The sequence below is a fragment of the Rhodoferax sp. OV413 genome (assembly GCF_900104385.1).
Lineage (GTDB): Bacteria > Pseudomonadota > Gammaproteobacteria > Burkholderiales > Burkholderiaceae_C > Rhodoferax_B.
Window position 1 is genome coordinate 24662 of sequence record NZ_FNJA01000006.1, and the last position, 16989, is coordinate 41650.

Annotated in this window: 14 protein-coding genes; 7 read left to right on the forward strand and 7 right to left on the reverse strand. The window is 65.6% G+C overall.

Going from position 1 to position 16989, the window contains the following annotated elements; genetic code table 11:
• Positions 1 to 74: 74 nt before the first annotated feature.
• A complete protein-coding gene (locus BLT66_RS18855) occupies positions 75 to 806 on the reverse strand; it encodes a helix-turn-helix domain-containing protein (protein ID WP_092760004.1) in 732 nt (243 codons plus the stop codon).
• A gap of 217 nt (positions 807 to 1023) precedes the next feature.
• Here BLT66_RS18855 and BLT66_RS18860 point away from each other — a divergent pair, with 217 nt between their 5' ends.
• Positions 1024 to 2451 (forward strand): FAD-binding oxidoreductase, encoded by a 1428-nt coding sequence (locus BLT66_RS18860; protein WP_092760659.1) that lies wholly within the window; start codon positions 1024 to 1026, stop codon positions 2449 to 2451.
• A 78-nt stretch (positions 2452 to 2529) separates the two neighbouring features.
• The gene (locus BLT66_RS18865) at positions 2530 to 4443 is read left to right on the forward strand and encodes an MFS transporter (RefSeq protein WP_092760006.1); all 1914 of its coding nucleotides are present in this window, start codon (positions 2530 to 2532) and stop codon (positions 4441 to 4443) included.
• Here BLT66_RS18865 and BLT66_RS18870 read toward each other — a convergent pair.
• Positions 4440 to 7961: an EAL domain-containing protein gene (locus BLT66_RS18870; protein WP_255407002.1), complete on the reverse strand. Its 3522-nt coding sequence runs from the start codon at positions 7959 to 7961 to the stop codon at positions 4440 to 4442. The genes BLT66_RS18865 and BLT66_RS18870 overlap by 4 nt on opposite strands.
• A 132-nt stretch (positions 7962 to 8093) precedes the next feature.
• Positions 8094 to 8942 carry a PA4780 family RIO1-like protein kinase gene (locus BLT66_RS18875; protein ID WP_092760661.1) on the reverse strand — a complete coding sequence of 283 codons (849 nt, stop codon included), beginning with the start codon at positions 8940 to 8942 and terminating at the stop codon, positions 8094 to 8096.
• 127 nt (positions 8943 to 9069) lie between these two features.
• Here BLT66_RS18875 and BLT66_RS18880 point away from each other — a divergent pair, with 127 nt between their 5' ends.
• The 5 genes from BLT66_RS18880 (at position 9070) to BLT66_RS18900 (ending at position 13246) form a co-directional block, all read left to right on the forward strand.
• A complete protein-coding gene (locus tag BLT66_RS18880; RefSeq protein ID WP_369821617.1) occupies positions 9070 to 9576 on the forward strand; it encodes a YiaA/YiaB family inner membrane protein in 507 nt (168 codons plus the stop codon).
• A 17-nt stretch (positions 9577 to 9593) separates the two neighbouring features.
• Positions 9594 to 10052, forward strand: a complete 459-nt coding sequence (locus BLT66_RS18885; RefSeq protein ID WP_092760010.1) for a hypothetical protein — start codon at positions 9594 to 9596, stop codon at positions 10050 to 10052.
• A 14-nt stretch (positions 10053 to 10066) separates the two neighbouring features.
• A complete protein-coding gene (locus tag BLT66_RS18890) occupies positions 10067 to 10870 on the forward strand; it encodes a DUF2145 domain-containing protein (protein ID WP_092760012.1) in 804 nt (267 codons plus the stop codon).
• 12 nt (positions 10871 to 10882) lie between these two features.
• A complete protein-coding gene (locus BLT66_RS18895; RefSeq protein WP_092760014.1) occupies positions 10883 to 11941 on the forward strand; it encodes a zinc ribbon domain-containing protein in 1059 nt (352 codons plus the stop codon).
• Between the two features lie 90 nt (positions 11942 to 12031).
• Positions 12032 to 13246 (forward strand): MFS transporter, encoded by a 1215-nt coding sequence (locus BLT66_RS18900; RefSeq protein ID WP_092760016.1) that lies wholly within the window; start codon positions 12032 to 12034, stop codon positions 13244 to 13246.
• A gap of 82 nt (positions 13247 to 13328) precedes the next feature.
• On the opposite strand, the gene BLT66_RS18905 is transcribed toward BLT66_RS18900, so the two are convergent.
• The 4 genes from BLT66_RS18905 to BLT66_RS18920 are packed head-to-tail and all read right to left on the reverse strand — an operon-like array spanning position 13329 to position 16959.
• Entirely contained in the window at positions 13329 to 14192 is an 864-nt protein-coding gene (locus BLT66_RS18905; protein WP_092760018.1) for an ABC transporter ATP-binding protein, read from the reverse strand.
• Positions 14189 to 14995, reverse strand: a complete 807-nt coding sequence (locus tag BLT66_RS18910; protein ID WP_092760020.1) for an ABC transporter permease — start codon at positions 14993 to 14995, stop codon at positions 14189 to 14191. The genes BLT66_RS18905 and BLT66_RS18910 overlap by 4 nt, the downstream gene beginning before the upstream one ends.
• Positions 14995 to 15846 (reverse strand): ABC transporter permease, encoded by an 852-nt coding sequence (locus tag BLT66_RS18915; protein WP_092760022.1) that lies wholly within the window; start codon positions 15844 to 15846, stop codon positions 14995 to 14997. The genes BLT66_RS18910 and BLT66_RS18915 overlap by 1 nt, the downstream gene beginning before the upstream one ends.
• 12 nt (positions 15847 to 15858) lie before the next feature.
• Positions 15859 to 16959, reverse strand: a complete 1101-nt coding sequence (locus BLT66_RS18920; protein WP_092760024.1) for an ABC transporter substrate-binding protein — start codon at positions 16957 to 16959, stop codon at positions 15859 to 15861.
• Positions 16960 to 16989 lie beyond the last annotated feature (30 nt).

The following is a 16989-nucleotide window of genomic DNA, read 5'->3' on the forward strand; positions in this document are numbered from 1 at the left end:
GCTGTGCCGGGCTGTAGGGTTCGCCCCCTGCAAGGGGGTGGGCGGAAAGCGCTTGCGCTGTAGCCTGGGGGTGTTCAACGTCTCAAAGCCGTAAACGCGGCGAACTCCCAGCGCCGCATGCCTAGCACCAGGGTGTAGGCTTCGCGTGCATCCTCGGGCAGCTTCTGGTCGGCCAGGTGCTGCTGGGCAAAGTCCTGCGCTACCCGCTGCAGCCGCTCCAAGAACACCGGCGCCAGGCTGCGGCTCACCGAGCCATGCACCAGCAGCAGGCCCTCGCCCGGGCCGTCAAAGCCGCCGCTGTAGTAGTCCAGCACCACGTCCTCGCGGAAGAACTGCATCACCGGCCCGTGCGGCCGCCAGCGGAAGGCCTTGGCCAGCCGCAGCCGGTAGCGGTTCAGCGGGCGCAGCTCGATGATGCCGATACGGTCCAACTGCGTCAGGCAGGCAATGCACTCGGCCTCGCTGAGTCGGTAGCAGGTCACGATCTGCTCCAGCGTCCACTGGCTGAGCACGCAGATCGCCACCAGCAGCAGCTTCTTGTCGGCCACCACCGCGCGCTCCTGTTCCTGCGTCAGCTCGGCCAGCAGCGGCTGGGCATCGGCCACGCGGCGCGCCAGCTCGGCAAAGTCCAGCTTCAGCGCGCGGCAGATAGCGTCTACCCGCGACAACGGCATATCGCCTTTGGACAGCATGCGCTTGACGCTGGATTCCGCCACCCCCAGCTTGGCCGCCAGGTCGGCGTAGGTCAGCTGGGCGGCTTTGAGTTCTTTCTTCAGGGCGGTGACGAGGTCGGCGGTTGTGCTCATGGGTATCGATTATTGATACCTTTTGTACTGTAAGCGCATGCAGGTTGGTATTTTGTGGCGGGTTTGCGTGGGCTGTACCGACACTCGCGCCACTTAATCTTCAAGGAGTTGGCTGTGGCGTTCTTTTTACGAGACCTGGGAAACCGCCGGCCGCGGCCTGCTCAGCAATCCGCAGGGGCTGGGCACAATGCTGCCAACATGCCACAAGGAAGCCGCCATGCCCCAAGCCGCCACTGAGCTCACCCGCCGCGCCTTTTTAGGCGGCGTGGCCGCTGGGGCGGTGCTGGCAGCGACCGATGCGGCGGCCACTTGCCCGGCCGACCCTTTGAGCGTCTGCAATGTGACGCACCTGTATTCAATGCCGACGGCGCAGATTGTGGCGGTGCGCAATGCCGACGACATCTGCCAAGCGCTGCGGCGCTGGCCGGGCCAGGTCAGCGTGGGGGGAGGGCGCTTCAGCATGGGCGGGCAGACCGCGCTGGCGGGTGGCTTGCAGCTGGATATGCGCAGCATGCAGCAGCTGGTTGCGCTCGACCCGGTGCGCAAAGTGGCGCGGGTGCAGGCCGGCATGCGCTGGCGGGATCTGCAGACGTTGATCGACCCGCATGGTCTGGCGGTGCGCACCATGCAGAGCTACGCGAACTTCACCGTCGGCGGCTCGGTATCGGTGAACTGCCACGGGCGCTACGTGGGCCATGGGCCTATCGTCTCCAGCGTGCGGGCGCTGCAATTGGTGTTGGCAGATGGCACGGTGCTGGAGACTTCGCCCGAGCAGCATGCCGAGCTGTTTTTTGCAGCCATTGGCGGCTACGGCGGCGTCGGCGTGGTGACCGAGGTGGAGCTGGCGTTGGACGACAACTTCGCCATCGAGCGCCATACCGAACGGGTGGCGCTGGCGGACTACCCCGCCTGGTTCAAGCAGCAGGTGGCCAGCGACCCCAACGCGCTGCTGCACAACGCGGATTTGCAGGCGCCAGACTTCGGGCAGCCGCATTGCGTGACCTGGCGGCGCAGCGACAAGCCGTTGACGCAGCCGGCCCGTTTGCGCAGCACCCAGGGGCGCTACCTCAAGGAAAAAGCTGCCATCTGGGCCATGACCGAACTGCCGGGCGGGGATGCGTTGCGCCGCCAGCTGGTCGACCCTTTGCAGGACCGGCCCGCCGTGGTCTGGCGCAATTACGAGGCCAGCCACGACGTGGCCGAGCTGGAGCCTGCGACGCGCTCCATCGCCACCTATGTGCTGCAGGAATACTTCATTCCCGAGCGCCATTTCCTGGCGTTCGCCCGGCAGATGGCGGTGTTGCTGCAGCAGTCGTCCACCGGCACCTTGAACGTGTCGATCCGCCATGCGCCGGCCGACCGCCAGAGCCTGATGGCCTGGGCGCAGGAGGATGTGTTTTCCTTCGTGGTTTATTACAAGCAGCGGGTCGCCGGGGCTGCCCAGCCGGCGGTGGCCTCATGGACCCGTTCGATGGTGGGCTTGGCCCTGGCGCATGGGGGCACGTACTATCTGCCCTACCAGTTGCATGCCACGCAGCAGCAGTTCGATACGGCCTATCCCCAGGCCGCCAGGCTGCGGGCCTTGCGCCAAAGCCTGGGGGCGACCCGGTTCAGCAATGCCTTGTGGGACCGGTACGGCGTTTGATGACACCCATGTTTGCTATATTTTAAATAGCTGTATGCGCACATAGAATGTGCGCCACAGCCCTATTTGGCATTAAAAATGACACTACAGACAAACGATTCTGCGCCCCATCCCAACCAGTTCGCGCTGCTCAAGCAGCGGCGTTTTGCGCCGTTCTTCTGGACCCAGTTCTCCGGGGCGGCGAACGACAACCTGTTCAAGTTCTCGTTCACCGTGATGGTGACCTACCAGCTCAGCGTCAGTTGGTTGCCGCCGGCGCTGGCGGGGCTGGTGATCGGGGCGCTGTTCATTCTGCCGTTCCTGCTGTTCTCGGCGACTAGCGGGCAGCTGACCGACAAGTTCCCCAAGACCCGGATGATCCGCGCGGTGAAGAACCTGGAGATCGCCATCATGCTGGTGGCGGCCTACGGCTTTTTCACGACCAACCTGGCGGTGCAGATACCGGTGCTGCTGGCCTGTGTGTTCCTGATGGGGCTGCACTCCACCTTGTTCGGGCCGGTCAAGTTCGCCTACCTGCCGCAGGTGCTGTCGGACGCCGAGCTGACCGGCGGCAACGGCATGGTGGAGATGGGCACCTTCGTGGCCATTCTGCTGGGCAATATCGTCGGCGGGCTGCTGGTGACGATCCCCGAGGTCGGGCATACCGCGGTGGCCATCGGCTGCGTGGCGCTGGCGCTGATCGGCCGCTGGCTGGCGCAGGCGATTCCCGAGCTGGCAGCCACCGATCCGCAGCTGAAGATCAACTGGAACCCGTTCACCGAGACCTGGCGCAACCTGCAGCTGGCGCATGGCAACCTGGTGGTGTTCCGCTCGCTGCTGGGCATCAGCTGGATGTGGTTCTTCGGCGCGGTATTCCTCAGCCAGTTCCCCAGCTTTGCCAAGGAGGTGCTGCACGGCGACGAGCAGGTGGCTACGCTGTTGCTGGTGCTGTTTTCCATCGGTATCGGCACCGGCTCGCTGCTGTGCGAGGTGCTGAGCCGCCGGCATGTGGAGATCGGCTTGGTGCCGCTGGGCGCCATCGGCATGAGCGTGTTTGCGGTCGATTTGTACTTTGCCTCGCGCGGCCTGCCGGTGGTGCCGGTGATGGGCCTGGGGGCTTTTGTGGCGCAATCCGCGCACTGGCGGGTGATGGCCGACCTGGCGCTGCTCAGCCTGTTTGCCGGGCTGTACAGCGTGCCCATGTACGCGCTGATCCAGCTACGCAGCCAGCCCACGCACCGGGCCCGCATCATCGCGGCCAACAACATCCTGAACGCGCTGTTCATGATTGGCAGCTCGGTGATCGCCGGGGCGCTGCTTAGCAGTGGCTTCAGCATTCCGCAGATCTTCTTGTTCACCGGCCTGGCGAATGCGGTGGTGGCTTTCTACATCTTCCTGCTGGTGCCCGAGTACCTGCTGCGCTTCGTGGCCTGGCTGCTGTCGCACTGCGTGTACCGCTTCAAGGTGACGGGCGAGCAGCATATCCCGATCAGCGGCCCGGCGATCCTGGCCTGCAACCACGTGAGCTTTGTCGATGCAGTGCTGCTGATGGCGGCCAGCCCGCGGCCCATCGTGTTTTTGATGGACCACCGGATCTTCCAGGTACCGGTGCTGGGCTGGCTGTTCCGCCTGGCCAAGGCGATTCCCATCGCGCCGCGCGCCGAAGACCCCGCGGCCTACGACGCCGCGTTTGCGGCTGCCGCCAAGGTGCTGCAGGACGACGATCTGCTGGGCATCTTCCCCGAGGGCGGCATCACCAAGGACGGCACGCTGCAGGAGTTCAAGGGCGGCATCATGAAGATTCTGGAGCGTGCGCCGGTGCCGGTGGTTCCGATGGCGCTGACCAATCTGTGGGGCTCGTACTTCAGCCGGGCCGAAGGCGGCACCGCCATGGCCAAGCCGTTCCGGCGCGGCATGCTGAACCGGGTGGGGTTGAACGTAGGGCCCGCGATGGCAGCGGGCGAGGTGCAGCCAGAGGCGCTGCGGCTGCGGGTGGCGGGGCTGCTGGCCTAGGCTGCGCTGGCGTACTGGCCTAGCAGGGCTTCAAACTCATCCAGCGGCACCGGTCGGCTGAACAGATAGCCCTGGCATAGCGTGCAGCCATTCAGCGCCAGGAACGCGCGCTGCTGCTCGGTTTCCACGCCTTCGGCGATCACGTCGATGCCCAGGCTATGGGCCATGCCGATGATGGTCTGGACGATCAGGGCGTCGGTGTGCTGGATGCCGATGTTGCGCACAAAGCTCTGGTCGATCTTCAGCTGGTCGAGTGGCAGCCGCGTCAGGTAGGACAGCGAGGACTGGCCGGTGCCGAAGTCGTCCATCGAGAAACGCAGGCCCAGCCCCCGCAGCACCTTCATCTTGGCGATGGTGTCTTCCACATTTTCCAGGGCCAGGCTTTCGGTGAGCTCGAGCTTCAGGCGGTCCGGGCGGGCACCGGTGTGGCGCAGCACCGCGCCGACCTGCTCCATGAAGTCCGGCTGCCGGAACTGCAGCGCGCTGACGTTCACCGCCAGCTGCAGGTCGGCGGTGGCCGGGTCGTTGCGCCAGCGCTGTAGTTGCTTGCAGGCGGTTTGCAGCACCCACAGGCCGATGGGCAGGATCAGCCCGGTTTCCTCGGCCAGCGGGATGAAGTCGAACGGCGACACCAGGCCGCGCGTCGGGTGCTGCCAGCGGATCAGCGCCTCGGCGCCCACCGGCTGGTCGCCCGGGCCGATCTGGATCTGGTAGTACAGCTGGAACTGCTGCTCGGCCAGCGCCGTGCGCAAATCGTTCTCCAGCGCAGCGCGGGCGCTGACCGCGGCCTGCATCATCGGATCGAAGAAGCGAACGGCATTGCGCCCGGCATTCTTGGCCGCGTACATGGCGAGGTCGGCGTACTTGATCAGCTCTTCCAGCGACTGGGTTTGCCCGCTGAACAGCACCGCGCCCATGCTGGTGGTGCTGTGCACATGGTGCGAGGCCAGCTGGTAGGGCTGGTTCAGGGTGTCCAGGATTTTCGCGCCCACGGCCTGGGTCTGTTCTGCGGCCTCGGTGGCAAACGGGCTTAGGTCTTCCAGCAGCACCAGGAACTCGTCGCCGCCAAACCGGGCCACGGTGTCGCCTTCGCGGACGCAGCTTTTCAGGCGCAGGGCCACTTGCTGCAGCAGCACATCGCCCATGTCGTGGCCCAGGGTGTCGTTCAGGGTCTTGAAGTGGTCCAGGTCCAGGCACAACAGCGCACCATGCCTGTCGGTACGGGTGCTGGAGGCAAAGGCCTGCTGCAGGCGGTCCATCATCAGCCGGCGGTTCGGCAGGTGCGTCAGCGCGTCGTAGAACGCCAGGTGCTCGATCTCCTTGGCGGCGGCGGCTTTCTGGGTGATGTCCACCAGCGTGGCGACGTAGTGGATGAGGCCGCCGCCAGCGTCCGTGACGGCGGTGATGGTCATGTAGTACAGCCGCACCTCGGCGTTCTTGCAGCGGTTCCAGATCTCGCCCTGCCATTCGTTGGCGGTCTTCAGGGTGCTGTACATGGCGGTAAAAAAAGCCGCGTCGTGGCGGCCCGAGGCCAGCATGCTGATGGGCTGGCCAATGGTTTCTTCGGCGCTGTAGCCGGTGATCTTGCTGAAGGCGTTGTTGGTTCGCAGTACCACCGCGTCGCGGTCGGTGACCAGCACGCCTTCCTGCGATTCGAAGGCGATGGCGGCGATGCGCAATTCATTCTCGGCATGCTTGCGTGCCGTGATGTCCTTGCCGATTCCGTGGTAGCCGCAAAACTTGCCGCGGTCGTCAAAAATCGGTGTACCGCTGATGGATATCCAGTAGGGCTGCTTGGTGTGAATGTCGACGCGCTGGATTTCAAAATCATGGAACGGCAGGTGCTGTTGCAGCAGCGCCTTGTGCTGTTCCCATTGGGCCTCAGTCACATTCAGCGTTGGCTCGTCCCAGCGGGCATGTCCATAGGGTGAAGTGTCTTTTTTATCGAGCTGTGCTTGTGCATTGCCCTCAAAGCGTACGAACCGAAACTGCGCATCCTGTTCCCAGTACCAGTCGGAGGACAAGGCCGAGAGGATGCGAAACCGCGCCTCGTTGGCCTCCAGTTGCCGGTGAACGCGGTACGACTCGGAGACATCACTGAAGACCAGCACCACACCGACGATCTCGCCATCGGCATTGCGGATCGGCGCGGCGCTGTCGGCAATCTGGTATTCGGCGCCGTCGCGCGCCAGCAGTGCCGTGTGGTTGGCCAGCTCCACGACTTCGCCGCGCGCCATGACCACCTGCACCGGGTCCGGTATGGGCGCGCGCGTGCCGGCATCGACGATGCGGAACACCGCCCGCAGCGGCTGCCCCACGGCGTCGGCCATGGACCAACCGGTGAGCCGCTCCGCCACGCCATTCATGCGGGTGACCCGCCCCTCGGCATCGGTGGCAATCACGGCGTCACCAATCGAATGCAGGGTGATGGCCAGGTTTTCCTCGCTCTCGCGCAGCTGGTTTTCGAAGCCCTGCCGCTTCAAGGCCATGTTGTTGAAGCGCTGGGCCAGCTCGCGCAGTTCGCGGATGCCGGTGGTCGGCATCTGCGGCAGATAGCGCCCATGGGCCAGCCCGTCGGTGGCGTCGAGCAGGCGCTGCAGCGGCTGGGCGACAGCGCGGCGTATGCCTTCGTGTGCCAACCCAAAGCTGAGTAGCAGGCCGAGCAGCAGAAAGCCGATGTCGTTCCACATCCGCTGGTTGGCGGCGGCATACAGGTTTTCCAGTGGAATGGTCAGGCTCATGGTGGCAATCGCCTTGCCATCCGATTCGATCAGTGGCCGGAACACCACCAGCTGGCGCTTGCCATCGCTGTCGTGGCGGTGTAGCACGCCGATGTCGCCGTGCTGGTTCAGTGCGCTGCTGAAATTGGCGTCGTAGAACAGCAGGCCCAACTCCAGCGGCGCGGGTGGGTATCGGGCAATCACGTAGCCGCTGGGGTCGGTCACCCGGGCCACGGCGCCATCCGGCAGGCTCAGGTCGGCCAGGCGGCGGCTCCACCAGTCGAGTGATACCACCGCCACCGCCGCGCCCACCACCTTCTGGCTGGCGAAGTTGACCACCGGATAGGCAAAGTTGACGCTGGAGGCCTGGGTTGCGCGGTCCACCTGGAACGCGCCTACCGAAAACTCCCGCGACTGGATGGCGCGCTGGAAGTAGGGGCGGTCGGCCACGTTCACTGGCGCCCTCAACGGGGTGGCGTTGCACAGCAGCGCGCCATCGGCCCGCGGCAGGCCCAGGTTGACGTAGGTATTGTTCAGCGACAGCACTTCGGCCAGGTACTGCGAACAGCCGGCTGCATCTGGTTGCTGGGCCTGGGGCAGGTAGGCCAGGTTCTGCAGGAATTCGCGGGTGTTGTTGATCAGCCTTTGCTGGGTGGCAGCCAGGCTTTTGACGGTCAGCGTGGCGCGCTCTTCGGTGGCGGCAATCGCTTCGGTGCGGTTGGCGTGCGCCTGGTAGACCACCAGCAGCACCGCCGGCAGGATGGTGACCAGCACCAGCAGCCGGATCCTGGCCGACAAGGAGCTCCACTTTCCAGCTTGCCACAGACGCATACCGACCTTTCCCAAGAGGGCGCTTTACGCCATGCAGAGATGCGCTTGATCTTAGCCTGCATCGGCCCCGCAAGGCCAGCTGTCTGGGGCGGGCATGCCCTAACCGCTTTGCTGCATCCGCAGCCTGCGGGCTGCGTCTTCGGCCCGGGCGTCATCAATTTCGCGCAGTACGCTGCCCATGTCGACGGCGCCGGCCTTGCGCTGGTAATGGCCGGTGAGCGTCACCTCGGTGCTCAGCAGGCCGCGCTGGTACAGCTCCCACATCTCGGGGCCGAAGTCGGTGTGCAGCAGCTCGGGTGCGAACTGGCCAAAGAAGTCGCGCAGATTCAGCACATCGCGCAGCAGCATGCGCTGGGCGTGGTTGTTGCCGGCCGCATCCACTGCCTGGGGCAGGTCGATGATCACCGGGCCGTCGGCGGCCAGCAGGATGTTGAATTCCGACAGATCGCCATGCACCGTGCCCGCGCACAGCATGCGCACTACTTCGGCCAGCAGGCTGGCGTGGTGGCGGCGCGCGTCTTCGGGGCTGAACACCACGTCGTTCAGCCGCGGGGCGGCGTCGCCAGCGGCATCGGTCACCAGCTCCATCAGCAGCACGCCTTCAAAGAAGTTGTACGGCCGCGGCACGCGCACGCCGGCATCGGCCAGCTTGTACAGCGCATCCACCTCGGCGCTTTGCCAGGCCGCTTCTTGCGATTCGCGGCCAAACTTGCTGCCCTTGGCCATGGCGCGGGCCTGGCGGCTGTTTTTGACCTTGCGATTTTCGGTGTAGTCCACGGCTTGGCGGAAGCTGCGGTTGGTGGCTTCTTTGTAGATCTTGGCGCAGAGGGTGTTGTCGCCGCTACGCACCACGTAGACCATGGCTTCCTTGCCGCTCATCAGCTGGCGGACCACGGTGTCGATCAGGCCTTCTTCGACCAAGGCTTGCAGTCTGGGGGGAGCTTTCATGCGGCCCATTTTGCACCGCGTACCTGGGCGGTAAAAAGTATCGTAATTCGATACCTGGCAGCGTATTTCATCAAACTAGACGAAGAATGCGTGCGGGTCGGGCCTGGCGCTGGACACAATCGCGGCCATGTTCAACCACTCTTCGCAGGAAACCATGCAAGCTTCCAAAACCGTTCTGATCCACCGCGACTCCAAAGCCTGGTCGTTGCAGGTCTGGCTGTCGTTCGCCATCGCCATCTTTGTCTGCGCCGTCGGCCTGGCCTATCTGCCGGGCCAGGATCTGGACCGGGCTTTCATGGTGATGGGCTACTTCTTTTGCCTGTCCGCAGCTTTCGTGCTGGCCAAGTTTGTGCGCGACAACGAGCGCGCACAGGGCGAAGCCCGGGTTGCCGACACGCCGATGTTTAAGTTCGTGGTTTGGGGCGGCTTCTTCCTGGCCATGGGCCTGACCGGCTGGGGCCTGGCGCGCATGGACGTGAACGAGACCTACAAGGCCTTTCTGGGTGTGAGCTGGCTGTACCTGATTACCTGCACCTTCACTCTGGCCAAGACGCTGCGCGACAAGCATGACGCGGATGTGGGCGAAGCCCGTCTGCAAGGCCGGGCGGCACGCGTCGATGCGGTTGCTGAATAAGCCCCAAGGAAAAGGTCATGAACAAGACAATTGCTACTTTTTTAATAGCTGCCAGCGCATTCGCTGTCTTCGGTGGAGCCTTTTTTGATGCACAAGCACAGAGCGAGGCCTCGGCGCTGAGCGCTGTGTCGGCCTTGCCGGTGGCCTCGGTTGTGGTGGGCGCCAGTGCGGCTGCGGGATCGGTGGTGGCGGTGCCGGTCGTCTTGTCTACCGCCGGCGCGGTGCTGGTGGTCAAAACGGTGCAGTCCACCGCCCGCGGCACGGTGTATCTGCTGGAGCGGGCCTCGGACGGCGCGCAGGCCAGCATCGAAGTGGTCGGCAAGGGCGTGGCGGGCGCATCGCTGGTGGCAGGCAGTGTGGTCACGGTGAGCGTGATCGGCGCGGGCACCGTGCTGTCGGCGGCAGGTGAGGCGATTGCCTTCATCCCGAATGCGCTGGGCCGTGCCTTGCTGCACAACGAACGTGTGACCAATTGAACCGAAAGCCCGCCATGCGCCTGCAAATTCTGCCCGCCATCTGTTTGTGTGCCGGCCTGTGGCTGGCCCCACCCGCGCTGGCCGGGCGCTCCTGCGATGCCGAGCAGCCGCCCAAGGCCGCCACCATAGAGCGCGGCCTCACCTTGGCCGAACGCACCCTGGCGGCGCTGGATGCCAGCGGCGCGCGGGTGGTGATCCTGGCCCGCGCCGGGCAAGACCTGAGCCCGTACGGCCTGCGCTATTCGCACCTGGGCTTTGCCTACCGCCAGCCCGACGGCCAGGGCGGCCACGTATGGCGTGTGCTGCACAAGCTCAACCAGTGCGGCACGCCGGATGCTTTTATCTACCGCCAGGGCCTGGGCGAGTTCTTCATGGACGACCTCTGGCGCTATGAAGCCGCCTGGGCCGTGCCTACGCCCGAGGTCCAAGAGCGACTGCTGGTCTTGCTACAAGACACGCCCCGTGCCGTGCGCCTGCACAGCAAGCCCTACAGCCTGGTCAGCTACGCCTGGGCGACCAAATACCAGCAGTCCAACCAGTGGGCGCTGGAAACCCTGGCCGCCGCCATGGAGCCCAGTGCCGACTCGCGCGAGCGGGCCCAGGCCTGGCTGAAGTTCAAGGGCTACACACCCACCACCCTAAAGATCGGGCCGTTGACCCGGCTGGGTGCGCGCGCCACCAAGGCCAACGTGGCCTTCGACGACCACCCGAACGAAAAGCGCTTCAGCGACCGTATCGAGACCATCACCGTGGATTCGGTGTTCAGCTGGCTGCAACGCACACAGCTGGCGGGCGCGCCCGTACAGTTGGCCTTGTAACAAGGAATTGATATGAGCAAAGCACTGCGTTTGTCCGAAAAGTGGTTCCACCGCGGCCTGTGGCTGGTGGCCTTCATTTTTGCGGGTTTCCTGATCGGCCTGGGCGGCAGCGTGGTGGGCGATCTGCCGCAGGTGGAGCACCAGTTCACCCTGGAAGACTTCATCGACAAGCCGGCGGCCACCGAGGCGCGGGCCGCGGTCAAGGCCGGCCAGCTGGCTGAACGCGATGCCGACACCGCGCTGGAGCAGGCCAGCCTGAAGCTGCAGGTAGCCCAGTCCAATGGAGCGGCTGCCCGCGAAACTTTTGACAACTGGCTGGCCACCCGCCACGCCACCGGCCGCTCCGACCAGGACCCCGAGCTGCTCAGCCGCACCAAGGCGCTGGACCAGCTGAAGGCCGCTGAACGCAGCGCCCAGACCCTGATCGACCAGCAGGAGCAGATTGCGCTGGATGCCCGCCAGTCGGTGCAGGCCGCGCAAACCCGGCTGACAGCGCTGGAAGAATCGGCCCAGACTGGCCTGGACCAGGCACAGCGCAAGCAGGAGCTGCGGGTGTTCGGCTACCGGCTGGCGCTGACCCTGCCGCTGCTGGCCATCGCCGGCTGGCTGTTTGTCAAACAGCGCAAAAGCACCTACTGGCCGTTTGTCTGGGGTTTCATTTACTTCGCTCTGTTCGCCTTCTTTGTCGAACTGGTGCCGTATCTGCCGAGTTACGGCGGCTATGTACGCTATGTGGTCGGCATCGTGCTCACCGTGCTGGTCGGGCGCCAGGCCATCGTGGGGCTGAACCGCTACCTGGAAAAACAGAAGCTCGCCGAAGCCCTGCCCGATGCCCAGCGCCGCGAGGAACTCAGCTACGACGTGGCCCTGGCCCGATTGGCCAAAAGCGTCTGCCCGGGCTGTGAGCGCCCGGTGGACCTGAAGAACGACAGCATCGACTTTTGCCCGCACTGCGGCATTGGCCTGTTTGACCACTGCGCGCCCTGCCATACCCGCAAGAGCGCGTTTGCCAAGTTTTGCCATGCGTGCGGCACCTCGGCGAGCCGGCCGGCGGAGTCTGTGGGAACTTAGCCACAGCTCGGCACGGGCCGGGTGCTGCATTTAAGATACGGGTTATCCCCCATCTGAACCCCGCCCGCGACCCGCACGGGCTGCCCCGCCATGCCTTTGCTTGACCACTTGCGCACCCGCCTGCCCCTGTTCGCCCTGACCGTGGGCTCTTTCGGCATAGGCTCTACCGAATTCGTCATCATGGGCTTGCTGCCCGAGGTGGCGGGCGACCTGAATGTGTCCATCCCCTCGGCCGGCATGCTGGTCACCGGCTACGCCATGGGCGTGGTGGTGGGGGCGCCGCTGATGGCCGTGGCCTTGTCCAAGGCGCCGCGCAAGGGCGCTTTGCTGACCTTGATGGCCATCTTCATGCTGGGCAATCTGCTTTGCGCGCTGGCCCCCAGCTTCGGCCTGATGATGGCCGCGCGGGTGTTCACCGCGTTCGCGCATGCGGCTTTCTTTGGCATGGGCGCGGTGGTGGCCGCCGACCTGGTGCCGCGCGACCAGCGGGCCCAGGCCATGGCGCTGATGTTTGCCGGCCTCACCCTGGCTAATGTGCTGGGCGTGCCCGGCGGTACCGCCCTGGGCCAGGCGCTGGGCTGGCGCTACACCTTTGGCGTGGTGGCGGCCATCGGCCTGGTGGCGCTGGTGGGTCTGGCGGCTTTGTTGCCGCGCATGGCAGCCGTGCCCGGCCCCGGGCTGGCCCAGGAGTTCCGCATGCTGCGCGACCCGCGGGTGCTGCTGGGCATGGCTTTGAGCGGGGTGTCGGCTGCCAGCCTGTTTTCCGTTTTTACCTATATCCGTCCGATTTTGAGCGGCGTGACCCAGGTCAGCGATGACGGTGTCAGCCTGTTCCTGCTGCTGTTCGGCGTGGGCCTGACGGTAGGCAATCTGCTGGGTGGGCGCCTGGCCGACCGGCGGCCGCTGCGCATGCTGGTGGCCATCTTCTTCCTGCTGACCCTGGTGCTGGCGGGCTTCACGCTGACCAGCGCCTACTGGGGCCCGGCGCTGCTGACCCTGTTCGTCTGGGGTGTCATTTCGTTCGCCGCCGTGCCGGCTCTGCAGATCCGCGTGATGGACGCCGCACATGGTTCGCCCACGCTGGCGTCCACGTTGAACCAGGGCGGCTTCAACATCGGCTGCGCAGGCGGTGCCTACCTGGGCGGCCTGGCAATCCAGTCGGGCGTGTCCTATGCGCAGCTGCCCTGGGTGGGTGCGGCGCTGGCGCTGCTGGCGTTTGGCATGACCTTCATCGCCCGGGCCCAGGACCGCAAGCACGGCCGCCAGGCGGGCGCGGCGCGGGATGCCGCGGCTTTTGCCCATTGAGTTTTAGATAAAACAGGCCTCTGGCGCAGGTGGAATCAGCGCAGGCAGCTATCAAATAGATAGTGTTTCTGTGATTGCCAAGCTACCAGGCCAGCTGCAGCGGCCGCCCCTGTGCGGGAAAGACGTGGATGGCTGGCGCGGCGGGGAACACCTCGCTGGGGCCACGTTCGCGCGGGTCCAGAAAATCGCTCAGCACGTCGTCGCGCAGGCGGATGAAGGCCGGGTCGCTGCGATTGCGCGGGTGCGGAAGATCGACCCGCACGGTGCGGCGTATGCGCCCCGGGTGCGGCTGCATCACCACCACCTGGTCGCCCAGGAACACGGCTTCTTCCACGTCGTGGGTCACCAGCAGCATGGTGATCTTTTCCTTCTGCCAGATGCGCTGCAGCTCGCCCTGCAGGCGCGCCCGGGTCAGCGCATCGAGCGCGCCAAACGGCTCGTCCAGCAGCAGCACGCGCGGCCGGTTCACCAGGCCACGGGCGATGGCCACGCGCTGCGCCATGCCGCCGGAGATCTGGTGCGGGTAGGAGTGCTCAAAACCTTCCAGGCCGACCAGGGCCACGTGTTCGGCCACCAGGCCGCGCTTCTGGCCTTCGGTGAACGGCGCGTTGCGCAGGCCCACGGCGATGTTCTGCGCCACGGTGAGCCAGGGGAACAGCCGGTGGTCCTGGAACACGATGCCACGCTCTCGGCCCGTTCCGGTGATGGGTTCACCGTCGAGCAGGATCTGGCCCTCGTAATCGGCATCCAGCCCGAGCACCAGGCGCAGCAGCGTCGACTTGCCGCAGCCGCTGGCGCCGACGATGCTGACGAACTGGCCGCTGGGGATGTGCAGGTCGATGTTCTGCAGCACCTGCAGCGTGCCGCCGGCAGCCTGGGTACTGGCGTAGCGTTTGCCCAGGCCACGGATGTCGAGCTCGTTGGCCACCACGGTCTCTGTCGTCATGTCGTTCTACCTTTGAAAATGCGCCGTTCCAGCACGCGCGCGGATGCGTTCATCAACCAGCCCACCAGGCCGATCACCGCCATGCCGAAGATCACCAGGTCCATCTGGAAATGCTCGCTGCCTTCGATCAGCAGATTGCCGACGCCGCGGCCCGATACCAGCAAGTATTCGGCGCCGATGGTGGCCAGCCAGGAATAGATCAGCGCCAGATAGACGCCGGTGAAGATTGATGGGATCGCCGAGGGCAACACCACCTGCGTGACCGTCTGCCAGCGGGTGTAGCCGTAGACGCGGGCCACTTCCAGCAAGCTGGCCGGCGTGTTGCGGATGCCGGCCGCCGTGTTGACCACCACCGGCACCAGCGCGGCCAGCGACAGGAACACCACCTTGGCCACGTCGCCCAGGCCAAACCACACCGATATCAGCGGAATCCAGGCGAACAGCGAGATCTGCTTGAAGGTGTTGAAGCTCGGCCCAACCAGGCGGTTGAAGCGCGGCCACAGGCCGAGCAGCGCGCCGAGTACCAGGCCCGAGGCTGTGCCGATGAAGAAGCCGGTCAGCTCGCGCGCCAGGCTGGCGCTGAGCGCGCGCCAGAGCCGGCCGCTGCTGACCATCTCCCAGGCGGTGTCCAGCACCTTGCCGGGCGAGACCAGCAGGGCGGAATTCACCAGGTCGAGCCTGGAGGCCAGCCACCACAGCGCGAGCGCGGCCACCGGCAGCACCAGGCCGCGCCAGCGCTGGCTGCCGGGCACGGCCAGCGGTACGACGGTGGCGAGTTCGGCCTTGTCGAGTGTGCCGGCCATTAGTGCGCTCCCTCGGTGCTGGTCGCGCGGCTGCCGATGAAGCGGCGCTCGGCCAGGTCCAGCAGCCGGTCGATCGCATAGCCGATGGCGCCGACCACGATCACCGCGGCCATCACCAGGTCCAGCTGGAACAGCTGCCGGCCGTAGACGATCAAATAGCCCAGGCCTTCGCTCGACGCCACCAGCTCGACCACCACCAGCGACAGCCAGGCCTTGGTGAAGCCGAGGCGGATGCCGGTGAACAGCGTGGGCACGGCGGTCGGCAGCACGATCTCCAGCACCTGCTGGCGCCGGGTGTAGCCGTAGACCTCGCCCACTTCGCGCAGGTTCACCGGGGCTTGCCGAAAGCCCTGCAAGGTGTTCAGTGCCACCGGAACCAGCGCGGCCTTGGCGATGAGTATGTATTTCAGCGGCTCGCCTATGCCCACCAGCAGCAGCACAAACGGCAGCCAGGCCAGCACCGGAATCTGCACCAGCGCATTGAAGCTGGGCAGCACATAGGCTTCGACGCTGCGCGACAGGCCCATGGCCGTGCCCAGTGCCAGGCCGATCAGGCTGCCGACTGCAAAGCCGACCAGCACGCGCTGCATGCTGGCCGACACATGCAGCCACAGGTCGCCGCTGGCGGCCAGGTCTTGCAGCGTCTCCAGCACGAATAGCGGAGGTGGCAGCACCTGGGCAGAGATCCAGCCCTGGGCCGCGCCCAGCGTCCACAGGGCCAGCAGGACCAGCGGCAGCCAGAGTGACTCCAGTACCGTGGCACTGCGACGCACGATGCGTTGCACTTTGGGGCGCGCGGCTGGCGGGTGCTCGGCCGGGACCGGCAGGGTGGCGGTGGCGTCAGCGGACATGGGCGTCTGTGCTTACTTCGAGGCCACCGTGGCCGCGCCGGCCTTGGGCTTGCCCTTGGCATCGAATACGGTCCAGCGGTTTTCCAGGCCCTGCTTCTTCAGCGCGGCCTTCAGGTAGCGGGTGTCGAACCAGCCGTCCACCGGCACTTCGCGGCGTATCAGCTTGAGCTTGACTGCGTCGCTAACCACGGCCTTGTAGCGGCCGATGATGAAGTCGTCGACCAGGGGCGAGTTGCGCACCGCCAGGTCCTGCTTGTCGAACTCGGCTTCCCATGACGCCACCGGCGTGCCGCTGCGCGCCCACAGCTTGAACAAATCGGCCCGGTTCTTCTCGTCCGAGGCCCAGTCGGCGGCGCGCACGAACACATCCACCACACGCTGCACCTCGGCCGGGTTGTCCTTCTCGAAGTCCTCGCGCACCAGCAGCGATGCCTGGCGGGTATAGGCCGGGTCCTGGCCCTGGGTGGAATAGACCACCTTGGCCAGGCCCTGGTCGCGCACCTTGAACCATTCGTAGCCGCCAAAGGCCGCGTCCACACCGTTCGACACCACAGCCGCCTGGGCGCTGCCCACGTCCAGGTTCACCGCCTTCAGATCGCGCTCCGTCAGGCCATTGGCCGCCAGCACATTGTTGGCCACCAGGTGGCCGTTGGTGCCGCGGAAGATCGATACCTTTTTGTCCTTCAGGTCCTTGATGCCGCGGATCTCCGACTGCGGTGGCGTCACCACATACAGGTTGTTGCGCGCGCCGCTGACCAGCAGCAGCTTGGTTTTCAGGCCGTTGGCGCGGCCTATCACCTGGGGCAGGTCGCCCTGGTAGGCAAAGTCGATCTGCTTGTTCGATAGCGCTTCATTCACCGCCGGGCCCGCGCCTTTGAAGAACAGCCATTCGACCTGCACACCCGAACCCTTGAACTCTTCCTCCAGCCACTGGTTGCCGCGCACCACGCCGCCGGGCGAACCGCCCCAGTTGACCGGGTCGCCGCCACCGGCAGTGGCCACGCCGATGCGTATCACCTGCGGCGCGGCCTGCAGCGAGAAGGATGCGATGGACAGCGCCAGGCCGGCGGTGGCCAGGCTGATGCGGCGGATTTTGGAGAATTTTGGGGACATGGTGGTACCTTGAAAATGGAATAGAGAACC